Annotated in this window: 15 protein-coding genes; 7 read left to right on the forward strand and 8 right to left on the reverse strand. The window is 60.6% G+C overall.

Translation table 11 applies throughout. From position 1 onward, the window contains the following. Positions 1-618: 618 nt before the first annotated feature. The gene (locus AWM79_RS07435) at positions 619-945 is read left to right on the forward strand and encodes a DUF1820 family protein (RefSeq protein WP_003236992.1); all 327 of its coding nucleotides are present in this window, start codon (positions 619-621) and stop codon (positions 943-945) included. Between the two features lie 147 nt (positions 946-1,092). On the opposite strand, the gene AWM79_RS07440 is transcribed toward AWM79_RS07435, so the two are convergent. The 4 genes from AWM79_RS07440 to AWM79_RS07455 all read right to left on the reverse strand — a co-directional run bounded on the left by AWM79_RS07440 (position 1,093) and on the right by AWM79_RS07455 (position 4,661). Further along, a complete protein-coding gene (locus AWM79_RS07440) occupies positions 1,093-1,641 on the reverse strand; it encodes a tetratricopeptide repeat protein (protein ID WP_017131436.1) in 549 nt (182 codons plus the stop codon). A gap of 226 nt (positions 1,642-1,867) precedes the next feature. Beyond that, entirely contained in the window at positions 1,868-3,151 is a 1,284-nt protein-coding gene (gene hemL / locus AWM79_RS07445; protein ID WP_060783952.1) for a glutamate-1-semialdehyde 2,1-aminomutase, read from the reverse strand. A gap of 17 nt (positions 3,152-3,168) precedes the next feature. Then, positions 3,169-3,792, reverse strand: coding sequence for a thiamine phosphate synthase (thiE, locus tag AWM79_RS07450; RefSeq protein ID WP_060782528.1), 624 nt, complete (start codon positions 3,790-3,792; stop codon positions 3,169-3,171). A 71-nt stretch (positions 3,793-3,863) separates the two neighbouring features. Further along, entirely contained in the window at positions 3,864-4,661 is a 798-nt protein-coding gene (locus AWM79_RS07455) for a hydroxymethylpyrimidine/phosphomethylpyrimidine kinase (protein ID WP_017131439.1), read from the reverse strand. A 285-nt stretch (positions 4,662-4,946) separates the two neighbouring features. On the opposite strand from AWM79_RS07455, the gene AWM79_RS07460 reads away from it, so the two are divergent. The 4 genes from AWM79_RS07460 to AWM79_RS07475 all read left to right on the forward strand — a co-directional run bounded on the left by AWM79_RS07460 (position 4,947) and on the right by AWM79_RS07475 (position 11,388). Then, complete coding sequence (locus AWM79_RS07460) at positions 4,947-7,328, forward strand: hybrid sensor histidine kinase/response regulator (protein ID WP_060782529.1); 2,382 nt, start codon at positions 4,947-4,949, stop codon at positions 7,326-7,328. A 78-nt stretch (positions 7,329-7,406) separates the two neighbouring features. Beyond that, complete coding sequence (locus tag AWM79_RS07465) at positions 7,407-9,056, forward strand: acyl-CoA dehydrogenase family protein (RefSeq protein WP_060782530.1); 1,650 nt, start codon at positions 7,407-7,409, stop codon at positions 9,054-9,056. Positions 9,057-9,155: 99 nt separating this feature from the next. Beyond that, entirely contained in the window at positions 9,156-10,628 is a 1,473-nt protein-coding gene (gene amn / locus AWM79_RS07470) for an AMP nucleosidase (protein WP_167375422.1), read from the forward strand. 193 nt (positions 10,629-10,821) lie between these two features. Further along, positions 10,822-11,388, forward strand: a complete 567-nt coding sequence (locus AWM79_RS07475; protein ID WP_167375450.1) for a pseudouridine synthase — start codon at positions 10,822-10,824, stop codon at positions 11,386-11,388. Here AWM79_RS07475 and AWM79_RS07480 read toward each other — a convergent pair. Both AWM79_RS07480 and AWM79_RS07485 read right to left on the reverse strand, forming a co-directional pair. Further along, a complete protein-coding gene (locus tag AWM79_RS07480; RefSeq protein WP_017123375.1) occupies positions 11,383-11,592 on the reverse strand; it encodes a DUF2788 domain-containing protein in 210 nt (69 codons plus the stop codon). The genes AWM79_RS07475 and AWM79_RS07480 overlap by 6 nt on opposite strands. A 100-nt stretch (positions 11,593-11,692) precedes the next feature. Beyond that, entirely contained in the window at positions 11,693-12,172 is a 480-nt protein-coding gene (locus tag AWM79_RS07485; RefSeq protein ID WP_017131444.1) for an Lrp/AsnC family transcriptional regulator, read from the reverse strand. Between the two features lie 428 nt (positions 12,173-12,600). On the opposite strand from AWM79_RS07485, the gene AWM79_RS07490 reads away from it, so the two are divergent. Further along, positions 12,601-13,602 (forward strand): DUF6515 family protein, encoded by a 1,002-nt coding sequence (locus AWM79_RS07490; protein WP_060782532.1) that lies wholly within the window; start codon positions 12,601-12,603, stop codon positions 13,600-13,602. A gap of 11 nt (positions 13,603-13,613) precedes the next feature. Here the strand turns inward: AWM79_RS07490 and AWM79_RS07495 are convergent, their stop codons facing one another. Next, positions 13,614-14,504, reverse strand: a complete 891-nt coding sequence (locus AWM79_RS07495; protein WP_017131446.1) for a cation diffusion facilitator family transporter — start codon at positions 14,502-14,504, stop codon at positions 13,614-13,616. A 43-nt stretch (positions 14,505-14,547) separates the two neighbouring features. Beyond that, the gene (locus AWM79_RS07500) at positions 14,548-14,967 is read right to left on the reverse strand and encodes a hypothetical protein (protein WP_017131447.1); all 420 of its coding nucleotides are present in this window, start codon (positions 14,965-14,967) and stop codon (positions 14,548-14,550) included. Between the two features lie 230 nt (positions 14,968-15,197). On the opposite strand from AWM79_RS07500, the gene hrpB reads away from it, so the two are divergent. Continuing rightward, on the forward strand, positions 15,198-17,720 hold the full coding sequence (gene hrpB, locus AWM79_RS07505) for an ATP-dependent helicase HrpB (protein ID WP_026013113.1): 2,523 nt from the start codon (positions 15,198-15,200) through the stop codon (positions 17,718-17,720). The last annotated feature ends 113 nt before the right edge of the window (positions 17,721-17,833 follow it).

A 17,833-nucleotide genomic window follows, 5' to 3' on the forward strand; every position in this document is an offset into this window, starting at 1 on the left:
TCAGAAGAGACTCGGTGGGTATACAACAAGGACGCCGACATATGCATTTTTATAATCCTGACTCATAATCAGTGAGAGAATGTGCTTAGCCCAAGTCGACCCTACAACGTTGGTTGTTGAATGTAAGTAGGACACTTCCGAAAAATACTGACCCGTAAATAAGCGGCTTGATCAACACCGCGTTGCCTTCAACATTTATTTGATTGCGCCCGTTCGACAACTACCTTTTACTGTCCCTTGCACCGGACAACGGCGAGCGGAGGGCGAGATGGTTCGCGGTTAAATACATCCTGGCGATTTCTTGCCTCCGGTTCGATGCCAGGGCCAGGAGCATTCGAAATGGGCTGATAGAACTCACCACACTGGCCAGTAGCCAGTGTTCCCGACGATCGTCACGTTCTGCGTTTTCGAGATCCCGGGATAGCCAACCACCATGATCCATGCATCACTGTTGCGATTTTCAGCAGGTCTTCTGAGGAGAAAGGTTTACAAAATCGACCGAATCCAAGTCACCGACGCCGATGTGTGCCGTTGGCATCATGATCGCCCACGGTGTGCCCGGTGGCTATGCTATAGTCTGCGCCCTCTTTTATATCCCCGATGTGTTGTCCGCCCACCATGACCAAACGTGAAGCCCCGATCTACAAGGTGATTTTCCTCAACCAGGGCCAGGTGTTCGAAATGTACGCCAAGCAGATCTATCAGAGCGATCTGTGGGGCTTTCTGGAAGTCGAAGAATTCGTTTTTGGCGAGCGCACGCAACTGGTGGTCGATCCGGGCGAGGAAAAACTCAAGGCCCAGTTCGAAGGAGTGGTGCGCAGCTTCGTGCCGATGCACTCGATCGTGCGGATCGATGAGGTCGAGCGCCTGGGCACGCCAAAGATCAGCGAGGCCCGGGGCGTGAGCAACGTCATGCCGTTTCCGATGCCGATGCCTGAAAAATAACCAAGCCTGGCGCACCTCTTCTTCGCGCACAGGCCCGCTCTCTCGGTCTGTCGATTGTGCCCACTATCAGGGCTTGGTTCAGACTCGGTGTGGCGCGGGCGTGGTCTGCACGGCATGGCGACGAACCGATCGTTACGGCCAGGATATTCAGGGCAGCGGTGAGAACGGCGTGCGCCCGTCGGCTGTCTGTAGTTCCAGCAAGTATTTGCGGAAAATCTGTCCCAGTACCTGGGTCGCCATTTCCAGCTCGTCCCGTGGCATCTGCGCGGCGACTTCATCGGCGGTGTCCAGGGCGTCTTCGGCGCCATTGACCGCCGCCATCTTCAGCACGATATAGGCCTGGATATTGTTGGCCGGCACGCCTTCGCCCTTGTAGAACATGCTGCCGAGCTGAAATTGCGCCTGGGCATGGCCTTGCAGCGAGGCCTGTTCGAAGAGGTTCAGGGCTTTGTTAAGGTCGCGCGGCGCATTCTTGCCGTCGTAATAGAACTCACCCAACTCGTATTGCGCCTTCGCATCACCACCCTGGGCAGCCTGTTCACAGGCTGCCAGGGCCTCGGCGAGATCCTGGGGCTGGGTATTAAGGGCGCAGCGCCCCATCGCCGGGATCAACAACGAGTTACCGCCTGCATGTGCCAGCAGCGGCTGAAGGAGCAACAGGCAGCCCAGTGAAAGGGCGCGGCCGGTGCGGTTCATGGGAATCGACGTACCTCTGAAGGGCGGGCGTACCCGGCCAGGGGATGTGTATGGTGCGCATTATGAAATAAGCGGGGGCCACCTTACAAAGTCTTTACTCGTTTTTCTGCTGCGTGGGCGGTTATATCGCCTTGTTTTGCAAGTAATGGGTTAGATGACGAGAAGAAACCAGGGAAGTTTAGGTGGGAAAACCGACGCCGGCTGCAAGCGGCGTCGGATCGGGCGTTTATTTCAGTGCGGCGAAGGCGCGTTCAGCGGCATCCAGGGTCAATTTCAGCTCGGCTTCGCCGTGGGCGATTGAAGTGAAACCGGCCTCGAAGGCGCTCGGAGCCAGGTAGACACCGCCATCGAGCATCAGGTGGAAAAAGCGCTTGAAGCGCTGCGCGTCGCTGCTCATCACGTCGTCGAAGGTGATGATGTCCTCGGCTTCGCTGAAATACAGGCCGAACATGCCACCGGCCTGGGTGGTGACGAACGGGATTGCGGCGGCATCGGCGCGCTGTTGCAGGCCGTCAAGCAGGCGTGTGGTGTAGTCACTCAGTTCTGCATGAAAGCCCGGACGGCTGATCAGGCGCAGGGTGGTCAGGCCGGCGGCCATGGCCAGTGGGTTGCCGGAAAGAGTGCCAGCCTGGTAGACCGGGCCCAAGGGGGCGATATGCGACATGATTTCGCGCTTGCCGCCGAAGCAGCCGACGGGCATGCCGCCGCCGATGATTTTGCCGAAGGTGCTCAGGTCCGGAGTCACGCCGTAATGGGCCTGGGCACCGCCGAGGGCGACGCGAAAGCCGGTCATCACTTCGTCGAAGATCAATACCACGCCATGCTGGTCGCACAGGCTGCGCAGGCCTTCGAGAAATCCCGGAGCCGGTGGCACGCAGTTCATGTTACCGGCCACCGGCTCGACGATGATGCAGGCCACGTCCTGGCCGACTTCGCCAAGCATCTTGGCCACCGCGTCGATGTCGTTGAATGGCAGTGTCAAGGTGTGTCTGGCGAAGGCTGCCGGTACGCCGGCCGAGCTTGGTACGCCTTGGGTCAGGGCGCCTGAGCCGGCCTTGACCAGCAGGCTGTCGGAGTGGCCATGGTAGCAGCCTTCGAACTTGATGATGCTGTCGCGGCCGGTAAAGCCACGGGCCAGGCGGATCGCGCTCATGGTCGCCTCGGTGCCGGAGCTGACCATGCGCACCATGTCCATCGAGGGCACAATCGAGCAGACCAGCTCGGCCATCTCGGTTTCCATGGCGGTCGGTGCCCCGTAGGACAAGCCGTGTTCAAGCTGGCGGCGCACCGCGTCCAGCACATCCGGATGGCTGTGGCCGAGAATCATCGGGCCCCACGAGCCGACATAGTCGACATAACGCTTGTCGTCTTCGTCGGTGACGTAGGCCCCTTCGGCATGCTTGAAAAACAGCGGGGTGCCGCCGACGCTCTTGAATGCGCGAACGGGCGAATTCACGCCACCGGGAATATGTTTCTGGGCGTTGGCAAACAGTGTTTCGGAACGGGACATGGTCGGGCTCTCAAAAATCATGAAGTGAAGAGGGCATTGAAGGCGCGGGCGCGACGCGTTACTTGCTGGGCGTTCTCGGCACCGAACAGGCCGTGGATCACCGCCAGCAGGTCGGCACCGTGGGCTACCAACGGCGCGGCGTTGTCAAGCGTGATGCCGCCGATGACGCAGATCGGCAGGTGCAACGCCGGGCGAGCCCGTTCCAGCAGCGCGATATCTGCCGCCGGGGCTCCGGGCTTGGTGTTGGAATGGAAAAAGCGTCCGAAGGCCACGTAGCTGGCGCCTTCCTGGGCGGCCTGTTCGGCCAGTTCCAACTGCGCGTGGCAGGTGGCGCCGATGATGGCCTTGTTGCCGAGCAAGGTCCGGGCGGGCGTCAACGGGCCATCGGTCTGGCCCAGGTGTACGCCCACCTCGAGGCGTGCGGCGAGTTCGGCGTCATCGTTGATGATCAGCCGGGTCTGGTAGCGTTCGCAGAGTTGGCGTAGCGCCTCGGCTTCACGCAGGCGGTGAGCCTCGTTGGTGCTTTTGTCGCGGTATTGCAACAGCGTCACCCCGCCTTCCAGCGCAGCTTCCACGTAGGACAGGAGCTTGCCGGCCAGCAACTGGCTATCGGTGATGGCGTACAGGCCACGTAGTTTCATCGGTTCGGCCTCGAAGCGTTACGAACACAGAGTTTGTAGCACAGGTTTGCCTGCCCTGGCGTAATGAGCCGTTATGAGCAGAAATCCAGCGGCAGACGGCGTGGCACAAATTGTCCCTGGCCCAACCGTTCGGCGTCGCGCAAGGTGCGCCATGTGTAATTCAATGCCGATTGCACGGCGCTGACCAGGCTTTCACCGAGGGCCAGACGGCCGGCCAGAGCACTCGCCAGGGTGCAGCCGGAGCCGTGATAACTGCCAGGCAGGCGCTGGCATTTGAAGGTCTGGCGGGTGCCGTCACGGCTGTACAGGCGATTGTGGATGTCTTCTTCATCGCCGTGGCCGCCGGTGATCAGTAGGTGTCGGCAGAATGGCAGGAGTGTTTCCGCGCATTCATCGGCGCTGCCTTCGGGCAGTCCGGCCAGGATGCGGGCCTCGGGAAGATTGGGGGTGGCGATCGTCGCCAGTGGCAGCAGGTACTGGCGCATGGCGTAACCGACCTCGTCCTTGCCCAGGCGACCACCGCCGCCGGCGCGCAGTACCGGATCGCAGATCACCGGCAGGTGCGGGTGTGCCTTGAGCAGTTCGACCACGGTGTCGACCATTTCCAGGGAGCCGAGCATCCCCAGCTTGACCGCCGCCACCGTCGAATCCTCGAGCACGGCGTTGGCCTGGGCCAGTACCCACTGGCGATCAAGGACACGAAAATCGCTGACATTGACCGTATTTTGCACGGTCAGCGCGGTGACGGCGCCAGCGCCATGGCAACCCTGGGCGAGCAGGGCCTCGATATCTGCCTGGAGGCCAGCGCCACCACTGGGATCATGGCCGGAGAGACAGAGGACAACGGGACGAGAGCTGTAGATATTCATGGTGCGCGAGCTTACCACCAAACGGCTTTTTCGGAATCTTCGGCAGAGCCTGGCATTTCAGTCCCGAAACGTTGTCCGTTGCGACCGATCCCCGTACTCGCCGAAACCATTTGATCGCTGATGCGCCTGTTCTAGAGCCTTTGAATAAAAGTTTTCAATGGTGCGCTTTGGCCATTAGTGGCTATGTTAGAGTGAGTCCAAACGAATAACAGGCCTTGCGGTTTCACGTCGTCTCAAAGGGAAAAGGGGCTCCTGACGCGACCAGACTGGCCATGCTGGGGCCCTATGCGTTATCTGCTGATGATGTTATTGAGCTGGCTGCCGCTGATGGCGAGCGCGGTCGAGTTTGATGAGTCCACTCAGAACCTGCCCCTGGGTCGGGTCATGCAAGTGTTCGAAGACGCGAGCGGCCAGGCCGATATCGCGGACATCAGCGCACCTGCCAAGGCCGGCCAGTTCCGTCGCCATGACAAGGACACCCTCAACGGGGGCTACTCGCGATCGGCGTTCTGGCTCAAGGTCGACCTGACCTACAAACCAAAAAAAACCGACGCGCAGCGCACCTGGTTGCTGGAAATGGCCTATCCGCCGATGGACCACATCGACCTTTATCTGCCGGACGTCGACGGCGAGTACCGCCTGGCCCAGCGCACAGGTGATGAGCTGCCCTTCGCCAGCCGGTCGATCAAGCAGAACAATTACCTGTTCGAGCTCAACTTTGCTCCCGGTGAAAGCAAAACCGTCTATCTGCGCTTGCAAACCGAGGGATCGGTCCAGGCACCGCTGAGCTTGTGGTCGAGCCAGGCTTACCTGGAAGAGCAGCCGGTACGGTTGTACGCCCTCGGGCTGATTTACGGCGTGTTGCTGGGGATGTTGGTCTACAACCTGTTCATCTACCTCAGCGTGCGTGACACCAGTTATTTGTACTACATCTTCTATATTGCCTCGTTCGGCTTCTACCAACTATCGGTCAACGGTGCAGCGGTGCAGTACTTCTGGCCGAACAACCCCTGGTGGGCCAACGCCGCAACACCGTTCCTGATCGGTTGCGCGGGGATCTTCGGTTGCCAGTTCGCCCGCAGCTTCTTGCATACGGCGGCCCACAGTCGCTGGCTGGACCGCCTGCTGTTGCTGCTGATGGCGTTCGGTGCGCTGGTCATGGCCTTGTCGCTGATGACCGGTTATGCGTTGGCATTGCGCCTGGCGACAGCCCTGGCCCTGGCCTTCACCGTGACAATTTTTTACGCTGGGATCAGTGCCTGGCGTTACGGCCAGCGGGCGGCGCGCTATTTCATCATCGCCTGGTCGGCGTTCCTGCTGGGTGGATTGGTCAATACGCTGATGGTGCTCGGTTACTTGCCGAACGTGTTCCTGACGATGTACGCCAGCCAGATCGGCTCGGCCCTGGAGGTCGGTCTGCTGTCCATGGCGTTGGCCGACCGGATCAATGCGATGCGCGAGCAACAGGCCCAGACGTTGCTGGGCTCCGGACAAAAACTGGAGGTGCTGAACCAGGAGCTGGCCAACAGCAATCGCCTGAAGGATGAATTCCTGGCCACTGTCACCCACGAACTGCGCACGCCGATGAATGGCATTATCGGCTCGCTGGAACTGATGCAGACCGTGGAGCTGGACCCGGAGCTGGAGCAATACCAGCAGACCGCCGCGGGCTCCGCGCGAGACATGATGCGCATGGTCAACGGTATCCTCACCCTGACCGAGTTACAGGCCGGGCGTCTCAAGGTCTACCCGCAGACGTTCAGCCTGCGCGAGTTGCTTGAGGAACTGCGGGAGCAGTTTGCCGCCAATGTGCAAAAAAAAGGCCTGCACTTTACCGTCGAGGTGGACGACGAGCTGCCTGATAGCCTGCATGGCGACGCGACGAAAATTGCCCGTTGCCTGGAGTGCCTGCTGGACAACGCCATCAAATTCACCCATGAAGGTGGGCTCGTGCTGCGGGTGATCGGTCATTCGGCGCAGCCAGCGCAATTGACCCTGTCCTTCGCCGTGATCGACAGCGGCATCGGCTTTACCGATCTGGACGAGGCCACGCTGTACCAGCGTTTCTTCCAGCTCGATGGGTCGACGACTCGCGAGTACGGTGGCCTGGGCATCGGCCTGGCAATCTGCCGACAGTTGATTGGGTTGCTAGGCGGGCGCCTGACCCATCAATCCGCACCGGGAGAGGGTAGCCGGTTCCAGATCGAGGTCGCTCTGGAAGTGTTGAGCCCCCGCGTTAACCGAGCCGCTTGCTCGACACCGCGTCGCCCACGAGAATGCACGGTGTTGCTGGTGGACGGCAACGCTGTCAGCCAGTTGGTGGTTCGCGGGATGCTGCTCAAGCTCGGCTATCGCGTGCTGACGACCGATAACCCGCGGGCGGCAATCGATATCCTACGGGGCGAAGCGGTGGATGCCTTGCTGCTCGATTGTTCCGCCGATCAGTCGGACGGGACGATTTTGTGCGGCCAGTTGTGCAGCCTGTCCGGCTGTGCGCCGCTGTTGATATTGGCCCTGAACCATTTGCTCAATGGCGGGGAGCGCGAACGCTGCCTGGTTGCCGGGATTAGCGACTACCTGCACAAGCCAATACGTTTCGAAGAGTTGCAAAGCCTGCTGGCGCGTCGCCTGTTGAATCAGGTGGAGGGTGAAAGCGCCGATATTTAGGCAAAAATGTCACTTCTTTCCTCGTCGCGTGCGTGATTCACTGGACTTCCTGGCAACTTCCCAGAGGCGCCCGACAGCATGAACTTCCATCAATACGCCGAAACCCACGAAGTCACCAACCAGCCGCCGTCGCTCGATGGGACCAATCTCTACCGTATCGACCTGCCGCTGCAGGAATGGTCGGAACGCTTCGGTGCCGGCTGGGCGCGGGCACACATCGATCACTACGGAGCGCTGGCCGGTGGCCCCCTGATGGCAGCGGGTTTCCTGGCCAATCAGAATAAACCGGTGTTTGTCAGCCACGATCGTTATGGCCATCGCCAGGACCTGGTGGATTTTCACCCGGCCTACCACGAGTTGATGCGTACCGCGATTGAGCATGGCCTGCCGTCATTGCCCTGGACCGATCCCCAGGACGGCGCCCATGTTGCCCGTGCCGCCATGACCTACTTGCACAGCCAGGCCGAGGCCGGTACCGGTTGTCCGCTGACCATGACCTTCGCCTGCGTGCCGGCGCTGAAGTTGCAGCCGGATATTGCCGAACAGTGGCTGCCACGCATCCTCTCCAGCGAATACGATCCGCGCAATATCGGTATCACCCACAAGAACGGCGCCACCATTGGCATGGCGATGACCGAGAAACAGGGCGGCACCGATGTCCGGGCCAACACCACGCGAGCGTATCCGGTGGGGGCTGGCGGCCCAGGCCAAGCCTATGAACTGGTGGGCCACAAATGGTTCTGCTCGGCGCCGATGTGTGACGCGTTCCTGACCCTGGCCCAGACCGACAAGGGCTTGACCTGCTTCCTGCTGCCTCGCCACCGTCCCGACGACAGCCGCAACCAGTTCTATATCCAGCGCCTGAAAAACAAACTGGGCAACTGCTCCAATGCGTCGAGCGAAGTGGAGTTTCGCGGCGCCCTGGCGTGGATGGTCGGCGAGGAGGGGCGAGGCGTGCCGACCATTATCGAGATGGTGGCAATGACCCGTTTCGACTGCATGGTCGGTTCCAGCGCCTTGATGCGCCAGGCGCTGACCCAAGCCAGTCATCACTGCGCTCATCGCTTGGTGGGCGGGCGAGTGTTGAGTGAACAGCCGTTGATGCACAACGTGCTGGCGGATCTGGCGCTGGAGAGCGAAGCGGCACTGGCCTTGAGCCTGCGCATGGGGCGGGCGCTTGATCGGCTGGGGAGCGAGCATGAAAGCAAGTTCGCCCGGCTGGTCACTGCGGTGGGTAAATATTGGATCTGCAAGCGGGCGCCGGCAATGATCAACGAAGCGGCCGAGTGCATGGGCGGGGCCGGGTATGTGGAAGACAGCATCCTCCCGCGCCTGTATCGCGAAGCTCCGGTCAATTCGACCTGGGAAGGTTCGGGCAATGTGCAGTGTCTGGATGTGCTGCGTTCGCTATCGAAAGAGCCGGGCGTGCTGGAGGTGTTGTTTAGCGAGCTGGGCGACGGTCACGGCGACAAGCGGTTGGCCCGGCATATCGAGCACCTGAAGCTGGCGTTTACCGATACCCACGACATTCAGTACCGTGCCCGCCAGTTGACCGAGGACATTGCCCTGGCGCTGCAGGCCAAGCTATTGCTGGAGGCGGGGAATGCGCCGGTCAGCGATGGTTTTATCGCCAGTCGTCTGGGCGCGGGTGGCCGGGTTTACGGCACCTTGCCGCGGGGAGTGGATGTCGAGGCCATCGTCGCCCGCTCGACGCCGCAGGGTTTCTGAGCAGAGAGCACACGGACATTGTGGCAGTGAACGACAACCCGCTGTTTCCGTCCGACGATGTTGCAGGCAAGATGAAGGTCTGCAACATCAGAAGACAGGATGCTCTCCGTGACCGAAGCTTTTATTGTCGTGCAATCTCCCGAACAGGCGGTAGACCGCCTGGCGCAACTCCATGAGCGTGCTACCACGGCCCTGAGCCAGGCGCTCAAGCGTTATCTCAAGGACCGCATCGAGCCCAGTGCCGAACAACGCGCGCAGTTTCGCTACCCCGAACTGCGCCTGACCTACACCTACCAGGGCGAAGTCCCGGCGACCACTCGCGCCTACGCCAAGGTCCAGTTGCCGGGCACCTACAGCGTCACCGTCACCCACCCGGCGGCGTTTCGCAAATACCTGCTGGAACAACTGGTGCCGTTGATGCGCGATTTCACCGTGACGGTGGAAGTCGGCGTCAGCCAACAGAACATTCCTTACCCTTATGTCGTCGAGCAAGGCGATGAACTGGCCGGCTCTGGCGTGACTGCCGCCGCCCTGGCGCGAGTATTCCCCAGTACCGACCTGTCCGCCGCCACCGACGGCATCGCCGATGGCCTGCAGGACTGGGAAAATACCTCGCCGTTGCCCCTGGCGCTGTTCGATGCTGCCCGTGTCGACTTCTCGTTACGCCGTCTGGTGCATTACACCGGCAGCGACTGGCGCCATGTGCAGCCATGGATTCTGCTGACCAACTACCACCGCTATGTCGACCAGTTCATCCTCCATGGTCTGGAACAACTGCGCGACGACCCGCGCTTCGTGCGCATGGTTCTGCCGGGCAACGTGATCATCGACCAGAACATGGACTATGCCGAGGCCCAGGCGGTCGCTGCGGCGGTGGTGTGGCACCGCTACCAAATGCCGGCCTATCACCTGCAGGCCGACGATGGTCATGGTGTGACCTTGGTGAATATCGGCGTCGGCCCGTCCAACGCCAAGAACATCACTGACCACCTGGCGGTGTTGCGCCCCCATTGCTGGTTGATGATCGGCCATTGTGGCGGCCTGCGCCAATCACAGACCATCGGTGACTATGTGCTGGCCCACGCTTATATGCGTCGCGACGGAATTCTCGACCGGGTGGTGCCGCCCAATATCCCGATCCCGGCGTTGGCCGAAGTGCAGATGGCCCTGCAAGAGGCGGCGGCCAACGTCACCGGGGAAAAAGGCGACGACCTGAAGAAGCGCCTGCGCACCGGCACGGTATTGACCTACGACGACCGCAACTGGGAGTTGCGTTGGGCCCAGGAGCGTCCGCTGATCAACCTGTCCCGTGCCGTGGCCGTGGATATGGAAAGCGGCACCATCGCCGCCCAGGGTTATCGCCTGCGCGTGCCGTATGGCACGTTGCTCTGTGTCTCCGACAAACCGCTGCACAGCGAAATCAAGCTGCCGGGCTCGGCGAACGCGTTCTATGAACGTGCCGTCAGCCAGCATTTGAAGATCGGTATCGCGGCGGTGGACCTGCTGCGTACCGAGCTGCATTCGCTGCATTCGCGCAAACTGCGCAGCTTTGATGAGCCGCCGTTCCGTTAAGCCTGCGGTTCGTTCCCTCGTTCCCTCGCTCCGGCGGGGGCGCGAGCACATGGTTGGCGGGTATCTGGAAATAATGGCTGGTACGCCCTAGCATGGCGGTTCCTGATCTGCAGATGCCTTCGTTGCCATGTCCCGACCACCCCGTCCCGTCGCACCCCGTTCGACCGCGAAAAGTCCCGTTGCACCGCGTCGGATCGCCAAGGCTCCGCCTGTCGAGCCTAAGCTGATCCTATTCAACAAGCCGTTCGATGTGTTGACTCAGTTCAGCGACGGCCAAGGGCGTGCGACGCTCAAGGATTTTATCGACATCGCGGGCGTGTACCCGGCTGGTCGCCTGGACCGCGACAGCGAAGGGCTGCTGTTGCTGACCAATGATGGCCAGCTCCAGGCGCGAATTGCCGATCCCAAGCACAAGCTGGCAAAAACCTACTGGGTGCAGGTCGAAGGCGTGCCGACGGCGGAGCAGATCGAGCGCCTGTGCAAGGGCGTCGAGTTGAACGATGGCATGACCCTGCCGGCCCAGGTCCGGGCACTGGAAGCTCCAGAACTGTGGCCGCGCCACCCGCCCGTGCGCTTTCGCCAGAGCATTCCCACCCATTGGCTGGAACTGATCATTCGCGAAGGTCGCAACCGTCAGGTGCGGCGGATGACGGCAGCGGTCGGTTTGCCGACCCTGCGCCTGGTGCGGGTGCGTATTGGCGACTGGACGCTCGAAGGGCTCGATCAGGGCCAGTGGAAGGAAGTTCCCGCGCGCTTATAGAGAGCCGGACTCGATCAGACCGATCACCACACTCTTGATCACAAATGCGGCGATACCCAGACCCAGCACGAAGAACAGGATAAAGGTGCCGAAACGCCCGGCCTTGGATTTTTTCGCCAAGTCCCAAACGATGAAGCCCATGAAAATGATCAGGATACTGACCAGGCCGGTCATCATCCACTCTTCGAAAACGGCAGGATCCATCGAATCTCTCCAGCACCGGCGGGGAAAAAAGCCTGCCGAGTATACGCCAGAGGGGGGCGGCGAGCATGGACCTGCGTCGGTTTGACTCAGGCCCAGTGTCTCAGCTACGCAGGTGGGTCAAGGGCAGTTCAGTGCTATTGAGCACCTGGTTCAGCACAAAGCTGGAGCGCACGCTGGTCACGCCCTCGATGCGGGTCAGGTGCCCCAGCAGCAGCTTCTGGTAGTGGTCCATGTCTGGCACCGCGACTTTCAACTGATAGTCGGCGTCCATCCCCGTCACCAGGCTGCATTCCAGGACTTGGGGCAGGGTGCGGATCGCCGCCTCGAAGTTCTCGAAACGTTCCGGCGTGTGGCGGTCCATGCCGATCAGTACATAGGCAGTCAGGTTCAGGCCGAGCATCTTGCGGTCGAGCAAGGCGACCTGGCGCGAGATGTAACCGTCGTCTTCCAATTGCTTGACCCGCCGCGAGCACGGCGATGGTGACAGACCAATGCGCTCGGCCAGTTCCTGGTTAGAAAGGCGGGCATCGCGCTGCAATTGCGCCAGAATGCTCAGGTCGTATCGATCGAGTTTGCTCATTACTCAGGCCTTTCTCATAACTATTGCGCTTAATTATCTATCTTAAGGTAATTATTGCGCAAGGCATGTTTAATTGAGCAATATTAGCAATCCTCTGTCACCACGTCGGGCCTATGCTTATCACCAGAATCACTGCAACAAAATCACTGCCCGGACATAGCGTCCACAGCGGCCCGCCGAACCAGGTGCGCCGCGGCCGACAATCCCACAGGGTTGCCCCGGCCCCCCGGGCTGCACACTGTCCAGAAGACGGCGTGAGGTGAGCCGGCATCAAAAGCGCCGAGCACGGACGAAATTCTCCAAAGGGAGGCCGACGGGCCTCCCTTTTTTAGTGCGTAAAATAAGTCGCGCGACTGATAAAGTGTTGCAGAACCGGCGTCCGTTTTTCCCGTCTTATAGGTATGCCCTGAACCGCAGTGAGGAACCGCATGAAATCGCACATCTGGCGTTGGGCAGGTGTTGGCTTGCTCTGTATGAGTGTCGGTGCGCAGGCGCTGGCTGGAGACCGGGGTGACGATAATCCGCAACACTCACATCCCGATGGCGGCCAGCGAGGCCCTGAAGGGCGCTCCGATGCTAACGAGGGGCGTGCGCAGAACAATCCGCATTTCGAGCGCCACGAGCAAAACCCCGGTGGCCAATGGCAAGGGCGTTCGCCGCAGCATGAGCCGAGCCCACAGAGTCGCCCGGCACCGAACAACTTGCCGATTCAGAGTCGGCCCGACAGCGTGCGCCAGACCCAAGAACCGCAGCGCGGCAACTACTCGGACATTCACCGGCGCGATGGGCATAACCCCAATTGGCAGGCGAGCGGAAACAACGGGCGCCCCGTTGGAGGCTTTGACCACCCCAATGACCATCGCTGGGCCGGGCGCCCGTCTGGCCATGGCAGTGGCTGGGGACCGGGGCCGCAATATCGTCCGGGTTATGTGATCGAGCGCTTTCCCGAGCGCAACTGGCGTGTGCCTTATCGGGGCCAGGACTACTTCTTCTCCGGGGGCTACTGGTACCGCCCGCAGGGGCCGCGCTATGTAGTGGTCGCGCCGCCGCGTGGGATTCGCGTCAGCTACCTGCCCGATTATGCACGGGAAGTCTGGGTCGGCAGTTCGTTGTTTTTCCTCGCCGCCGGAGCCTATTACCTTTATCAGGAAGACACTCAGGATTATGTGGTCGTCGATCCACCCACCGCCGCGCCACAAGTGGCCCCCGCACCGTCAGGCAATGGCTATGACGTGGTGGCGTATCCGGCCAACGGCCAGAGCCCGCAACAGGTACAGCAGGACGGTGAGGACTGTTATCGCTGGGCGGTACAGCAAAGCCATTTCAACCCGGCCAATGTCACTTACGCACCGGATCCGGCGGTGGTGCAGGCCTATCGCCAGGCCCAGGGCAACTGCTTGAGCAGTCGCGGTTATCAGGTCAACTACTAGTGGCCTGGCCCTTAATCATGGGGTTTCACCGCTTCCCGAGGGTCGGCGTGTACCAGCACCTCGGCCTTTGGGTAGGCGGCATGTATCGCCTCGGCCGCCTGGTCGCTGAGGCCATGGGCCACCGACAAGGTCAATTCTCCCGGTAACTCCAGGTGCAACTGCACGAACCAATGGTTGCCGGACACGCGCGTGCGCAGGTCATGCGCGCCCATTACCCCCGGCACGCTCTTGGCGAGCTCCAGCATATGCTGGCTGATCTGCGGCGACAGTTCCTTATCCATCAGCACCGCAAAGCTTTCACGACCGATCTGGATCGCGCTCCACAGGATGTAGGCCGAGATCCCCAGGCCGAACCAGGCGTCGACCTGAGCGAAGCCAAAGCTGGCAAGGACCAGGGCTAACAGAATGCTGCCATTGAGCAGCATGTCCGAGCGGTAATGCAGCGAGTCGGCGCGCACGGCGGTCGAGCCGGTCTGGCGAATGACCCGCTGCTGTAGCACCAGCAGGGCAACGGTAAGCGCCAGCGACAGCACGATGACTGCAATACTGATCCACGGCGCGCCCACCGGTTGCGGGTATTTGATCCGCTCAACCGCCTGCACCGCGATCAGCACCGCACTGGCGGCGATAAACAGCGCCTGAGCCATGCCGGACAGCGACTCGGCCTTGCCGTGACCATAACGGTGATCGTCATCCGCCGGGCGCAAGGCGTAATGCACCGCCAGCAGATTGAGGAACGAGGTCACACCGTCGAGCGCCGAGTCGGTCAGGCCGGCCAGCATGCTCACCGAGCCGCTGAGCCACCAGGCGATGGCCTTGGTCACGATCAGGATACACGCGACCGACACCGAGGCCCGGGTGGCCAGGCGTAACAGGCGTGCATGTTCAGGGCTGCTGCTCATGGGGGAGACGGTCCTTTTTCTCAGGTATCAGTTCGGTCAGGGATCAGGCGGATGGACGCAGGCCGTACATTGCCAGTTGTTGCAGGCTGCCCTTGTGCTGGATCAGCCGAGGGTCGTTGAACGGTAGCGTCTGGCCTAGCTCGGTCTGGATGATCGCCTGTAGTTTGTCGTTGTCGACCTGGCCGTCGGCACCGATGGCTTCATGCAGTTTCTGCGGGGCGATCTGTGCGGTGGTGCCGCCGGGCAGGTAGATGGCACCGGTGGCGAAGTCGACGCCGAAGGCGATCAGGCCGGGCAGCACGTAGAACAGCAGGCCGATGGCGTCGAGCCCGGCGATCAGCGGGTCGATCTTGCCTTCGATCTGGCCACGACGGTCCGGGAAGAAAATCGAGCCACAGGCGGTCAGTTGAGTCAGCAAAGTGGCGACCAGCGCACCACCGATAATACGTGAAGAAATACGCATGCAAAGCGCTCCCGAAAGAAAGCCGAAACTATACAAGGATCAACGCTTAAGACCCTGATTAATGCCATGTAGTTCGCCGTTATACTCGGCGGTTAGCTTTGGCGCCATTATGATTTCCGTGGCGGTTGCAGTCTTTTCTTGTCAAAAACTTCCAGACAACGCGGTTTCAGCTTGAAAGCTTGATCATCCCCACCCAGGCGTATACTGCACCACCTGATTTGGGAGCCTCGATGATTTCTCTACCGATTGACGCCGTATTGCCAGCCTTGCGAAAGGCTTTAGCCGACCGTAACGAAGTGATCCTTGAGGCTCCTCCTGGTGCGGGTAAAACCACGCGAGTACCGCTAGCGCTATTGAGCGAAGCCTGGCTCGGCGAGCAGAAGATCCTGCTGCTCGAGCCTCGTCGGCTGGCCGCCCGAGCGGCGGCGGCGCGCTTGGCCAGTGAGCTCGGTGAGAAGGTGGGAGAAACAGTCGGCTATCGAATCCGACTCGAAAGTAAAGTGGGGCCTCGGACTCGGATCGAAGTCGTCACCGAGGGCATTCTGTCTCGCCGACTTCAAGTTGACCCCGCACTGGACGGTGTGGGTGTGGTCATCTTTGACGAGTACCACCTCAGGAGTCTGGACTCTGACCTTGCACTCGCCCTCTGCCTGAGCGCTCGTGAGCTTCTGCGCGATGAACCCCCACTGAAGTTGCTGCTCATGTCGGCGACGCTCGAAGGAGCGCGACTTTCGAGAGTGCTCAACGATGCCCCCGTGATTACCAGCGAGGGACGGATGCATCCCGTCTCGGCGATCTGGGGAAGCCCCTATCAACCCGGCCAACCAGCAGATGTCCGAGTCACAGACATCTGCTTGACCGCCCTCAATGAGCAGGCGGGAAGCATCTTGGTGTTCCTTCCCGGACAGGCAGAGATTCGCCGGGTGGCCGAGTCTCTTAGAGAGCAACTGAGTCATCGTCCGAATGTTGTGGTGTGTCCGTTATATGGTGACCTTGACCTCAACGCACAGCGTTCGGCGATAGAGCCCGCTGCCCCTGGAACGCGAAAGATCGTACTGGCCACCAATATCGCGGAAACCAGCTTGACCATTGAGGGCGTCAGGGTGGTGGTCGATAGCGGCCTTGAGCGAGTACCCAAGTTCGATCCGCGAAGTGGCATGACCCGGCTCGACACTCAACGCATCTCGAAGGCCAGCGCTACCCAGCGAGCGGGCCGTGCAGGCCGTCTTGAACCGGGAGTCTGCTACCGCCTGTGGTCAGAGTCGCAACATGAGCAAATGGCCGGTTACAGCATCCCTGAAATCCTCCAGGCCGATCTGGCGAGCCTCGCGCTCCAGTTGGCCCGATGGGGAATGAAGCCAGACGAAATGACCTGGCTCGACCAACCTCCCTCGGCGCCTTTTGCTCAAGCCAGAGACCTGCTTAAGCGCCTTGGCGCGCTGGACAATGCCGGTCAGCTCACGCCTCACGGATCGGCCATGAGCGAGCTTCCTGCACATCCACGCATCGCTCACCTGCTCATCAAAGGCAACTCCATGGGCCTGGATGACTTGGCCTGTAACATCGCAGCGCTATTGGGTGAAAAGGACATTCTACGAGGGGCAGGTGCTGATCTGCATACCAGGCTGAGTGCATTGTCGGGCGAGCAGCATTCACGTCATGGTGGCGCTTCTTTCCAACGGGTGAAGCAGTCGGCTCGGCAGTATCGATCCCTGTTGCGAGGAGAGGCCTCTGAGCCCGTTACAGAGACAGATCACCCACAGTGGGTAGGTTGCCTACTGGCGTTCGCATACCCCGATCGAATCGGCCTGCAGAGACGCTCAAGTGCATCTGAGTACCGGCTATCCAATGGGCGCGCAGCAGTCTTCTCAGAGCCAGACATACTCACCAAGCATGAATGGCTGGTGGTGGCGGATTTAGGGAGCCGGCTGGGGCAGCGTGAGGAGCGCATCTTCCTGGCGAGTGACCTTGAGCCCACCCTGTTCGATGATGAATTATCCGATCTTGTGAGGTCGGTCGACGAAGTCGATTGGGATGAACGGGAAGGTGTGCTTAAGGCCGAGCGGCAACTGAAAGTGGGACAACTGGTACTTTCCACAACGCCCTTGCCAAGCCTAGACGAGCATGCCCGTTCGCTCGCGCTGGTCAATCTGGTTCGACGCAAGGGTATCGAACTCCTGCCCTGGAACCCTGAGCTTCGGCAGTGGCAAGCGCGGGTCGAGCTGCTGCGTCAGCTGGATATCCGGAATGGCCAGGCCGGCAGCAAATGGCCTGATCTAAGCGATGCAAACTTACTGATGACTCTTGAGGAATGGCTCACGCCATACTTGGGGAAGGTCACCAGACTCAGCCACTTCAGCCAGCTTGATCTGTCGTCGATAGTCAGGAATCTGCTGCCTTGGCCTCTTCCTCAGGAGTTGGAAGCCCAGGCACCCCAGGCGATCCAGGTGCCGTCTGGCTCGAATATCCGCATCGACTATTCGCAGCATCCTCCGATTCTGGCGGTGAGGCTGCAGGAGCTTTTTGGCTTATCTGAAACACCTCGAATTGCTCAAGGGAAGCAACTGCTCACCTTGCATCTTTTGTCGCCGGCTCGAAGGCCAGTACAGGTCACTCAGGATCTCGCCAATTTCTGGCGTAGTACCTACGTGGAAGTGAAGAGAGATCTTAAGGGTAGATACCCAAAACACTATTGGCCCGAAGATCCGTTAGTGGCCGAGGCGACGGCCCGTGCGAAGCCGAGAGGAACATAGCGGGATCATGACACCCTCTCTGTTCCCGATTCGGCCTGCAGTCAACCAGGTATATCCAGGCAACTGACGGACTGCTTACCTCTGCAAACCGGGTCGATTCAGAAAGCGTTGAT

Source organism: Pseudomonas agarici, assembly GCF_001543125.1.
Taxonomy (GTDB): domain Bacteria; phylum Pseudomonadota; class Gammaproteobacteria; order Pseudomonadales; family Pseudomonadaceae; genus Aquipseudomonas; species Aquipseudomonas agarici.

Bases quoted from the DNA above. Each gene is read 5' to 3' on its own strand.
- AWM79_RS07440 (WP_017131436.1), bottom strand. From the start codon at position 1,641: ATGAACCGCACCGGCCGCGCCCTTTCACTGGGCTGCCTGTTGCTCCTT.
- hrpB (WP_026013113.1), top strand. From the start codon at position 15,198: ATGATTTCTCTACCGATTGACGCCGTATTGCCAGCCTTGCGAAAGGCT.
- AWM79_RS07465 (WP_060782530.1), top strand. From the start codon at position 7,407: ATGAACTTCCATCAATACGCCGAAACCCACGAAGTCACCAACCAGCCG.
- AWM79_RS07495 (WP_017131446.1), bottom strand. From the start codon at position 14,504: ATGAGCAGCAGCCCTGAACATGCACGCCTGTTACGCCTGGCCACCCGG.
- hemL (WP_060783952.1), bottom strand. From the start codon at position 3,151: ATGTCCCGTTCCGAAACACTGTTTGCCAACGCCCAGAAACATATTCCC.
- AWM79_RS07485 (WP_017131444.1), bottom strand. From the start codon at position 12,172: ATGAGCAAACTCGATCGATACGACCTGAGCATTCTGGCGCAATTGCAG.
- AWM79_RS07455 (WP_017131439.1), bottom strand. From the start codon at position 4,661: ATGAATATCTACAGCTCTCGTCCCGTTGTCCTCTGTCTCTCCGGCCAT.
- amn (WP_167375422.1), top strand. From the start codon at position 9,156: ATGCTCTCCGTGACCGAAGCTTTTATTGTCGTGCAATCTCCCGAACAG.
- AWM79_RS07500 (WP_017131447.1), bottom strand. From the start codon at position 14,967: ATGCGTATTTCTTCACGTATTATCGGTGGTGCGCTGGTCGCCACTTTG.
- thiE (WP_060782528.1), bottom strand. From the start codon at position 3,792: ATGAAACTACGTGGCCTGTACGCCATCACCGATAGCCAGTTGCTGGCC.
- AWM79_RS07490 (WP_060782532.1), top strand. From the start codon at position 12,601: ATGAAATCGCACATCTGGCGTTGGGCAGGTGTTGGCTTGCTCTGTATG.
- AWM79_RS07480 (WP_017123375.1), bottom strand. From the start codon at position 11,592: ATGGATCCTGCCGTTTTCGAAGAGTGGATGATGACCGGCCTGGTCAGT.
- AWM79_RS07460 (WP_060782529.1), top strand. From the start codon at position 4,947: ATGCGTTATCTGCTGATGATGTTATTGAGCTGGCTGCCGCTGATGGCG.
- AWM79_RS07435 (WP_003236992.1), top strand. From the start codon at position 619: ATGACCAAACGTGAAGCCCCGATCTACAAGGTGATTTTCCTCAACCAG.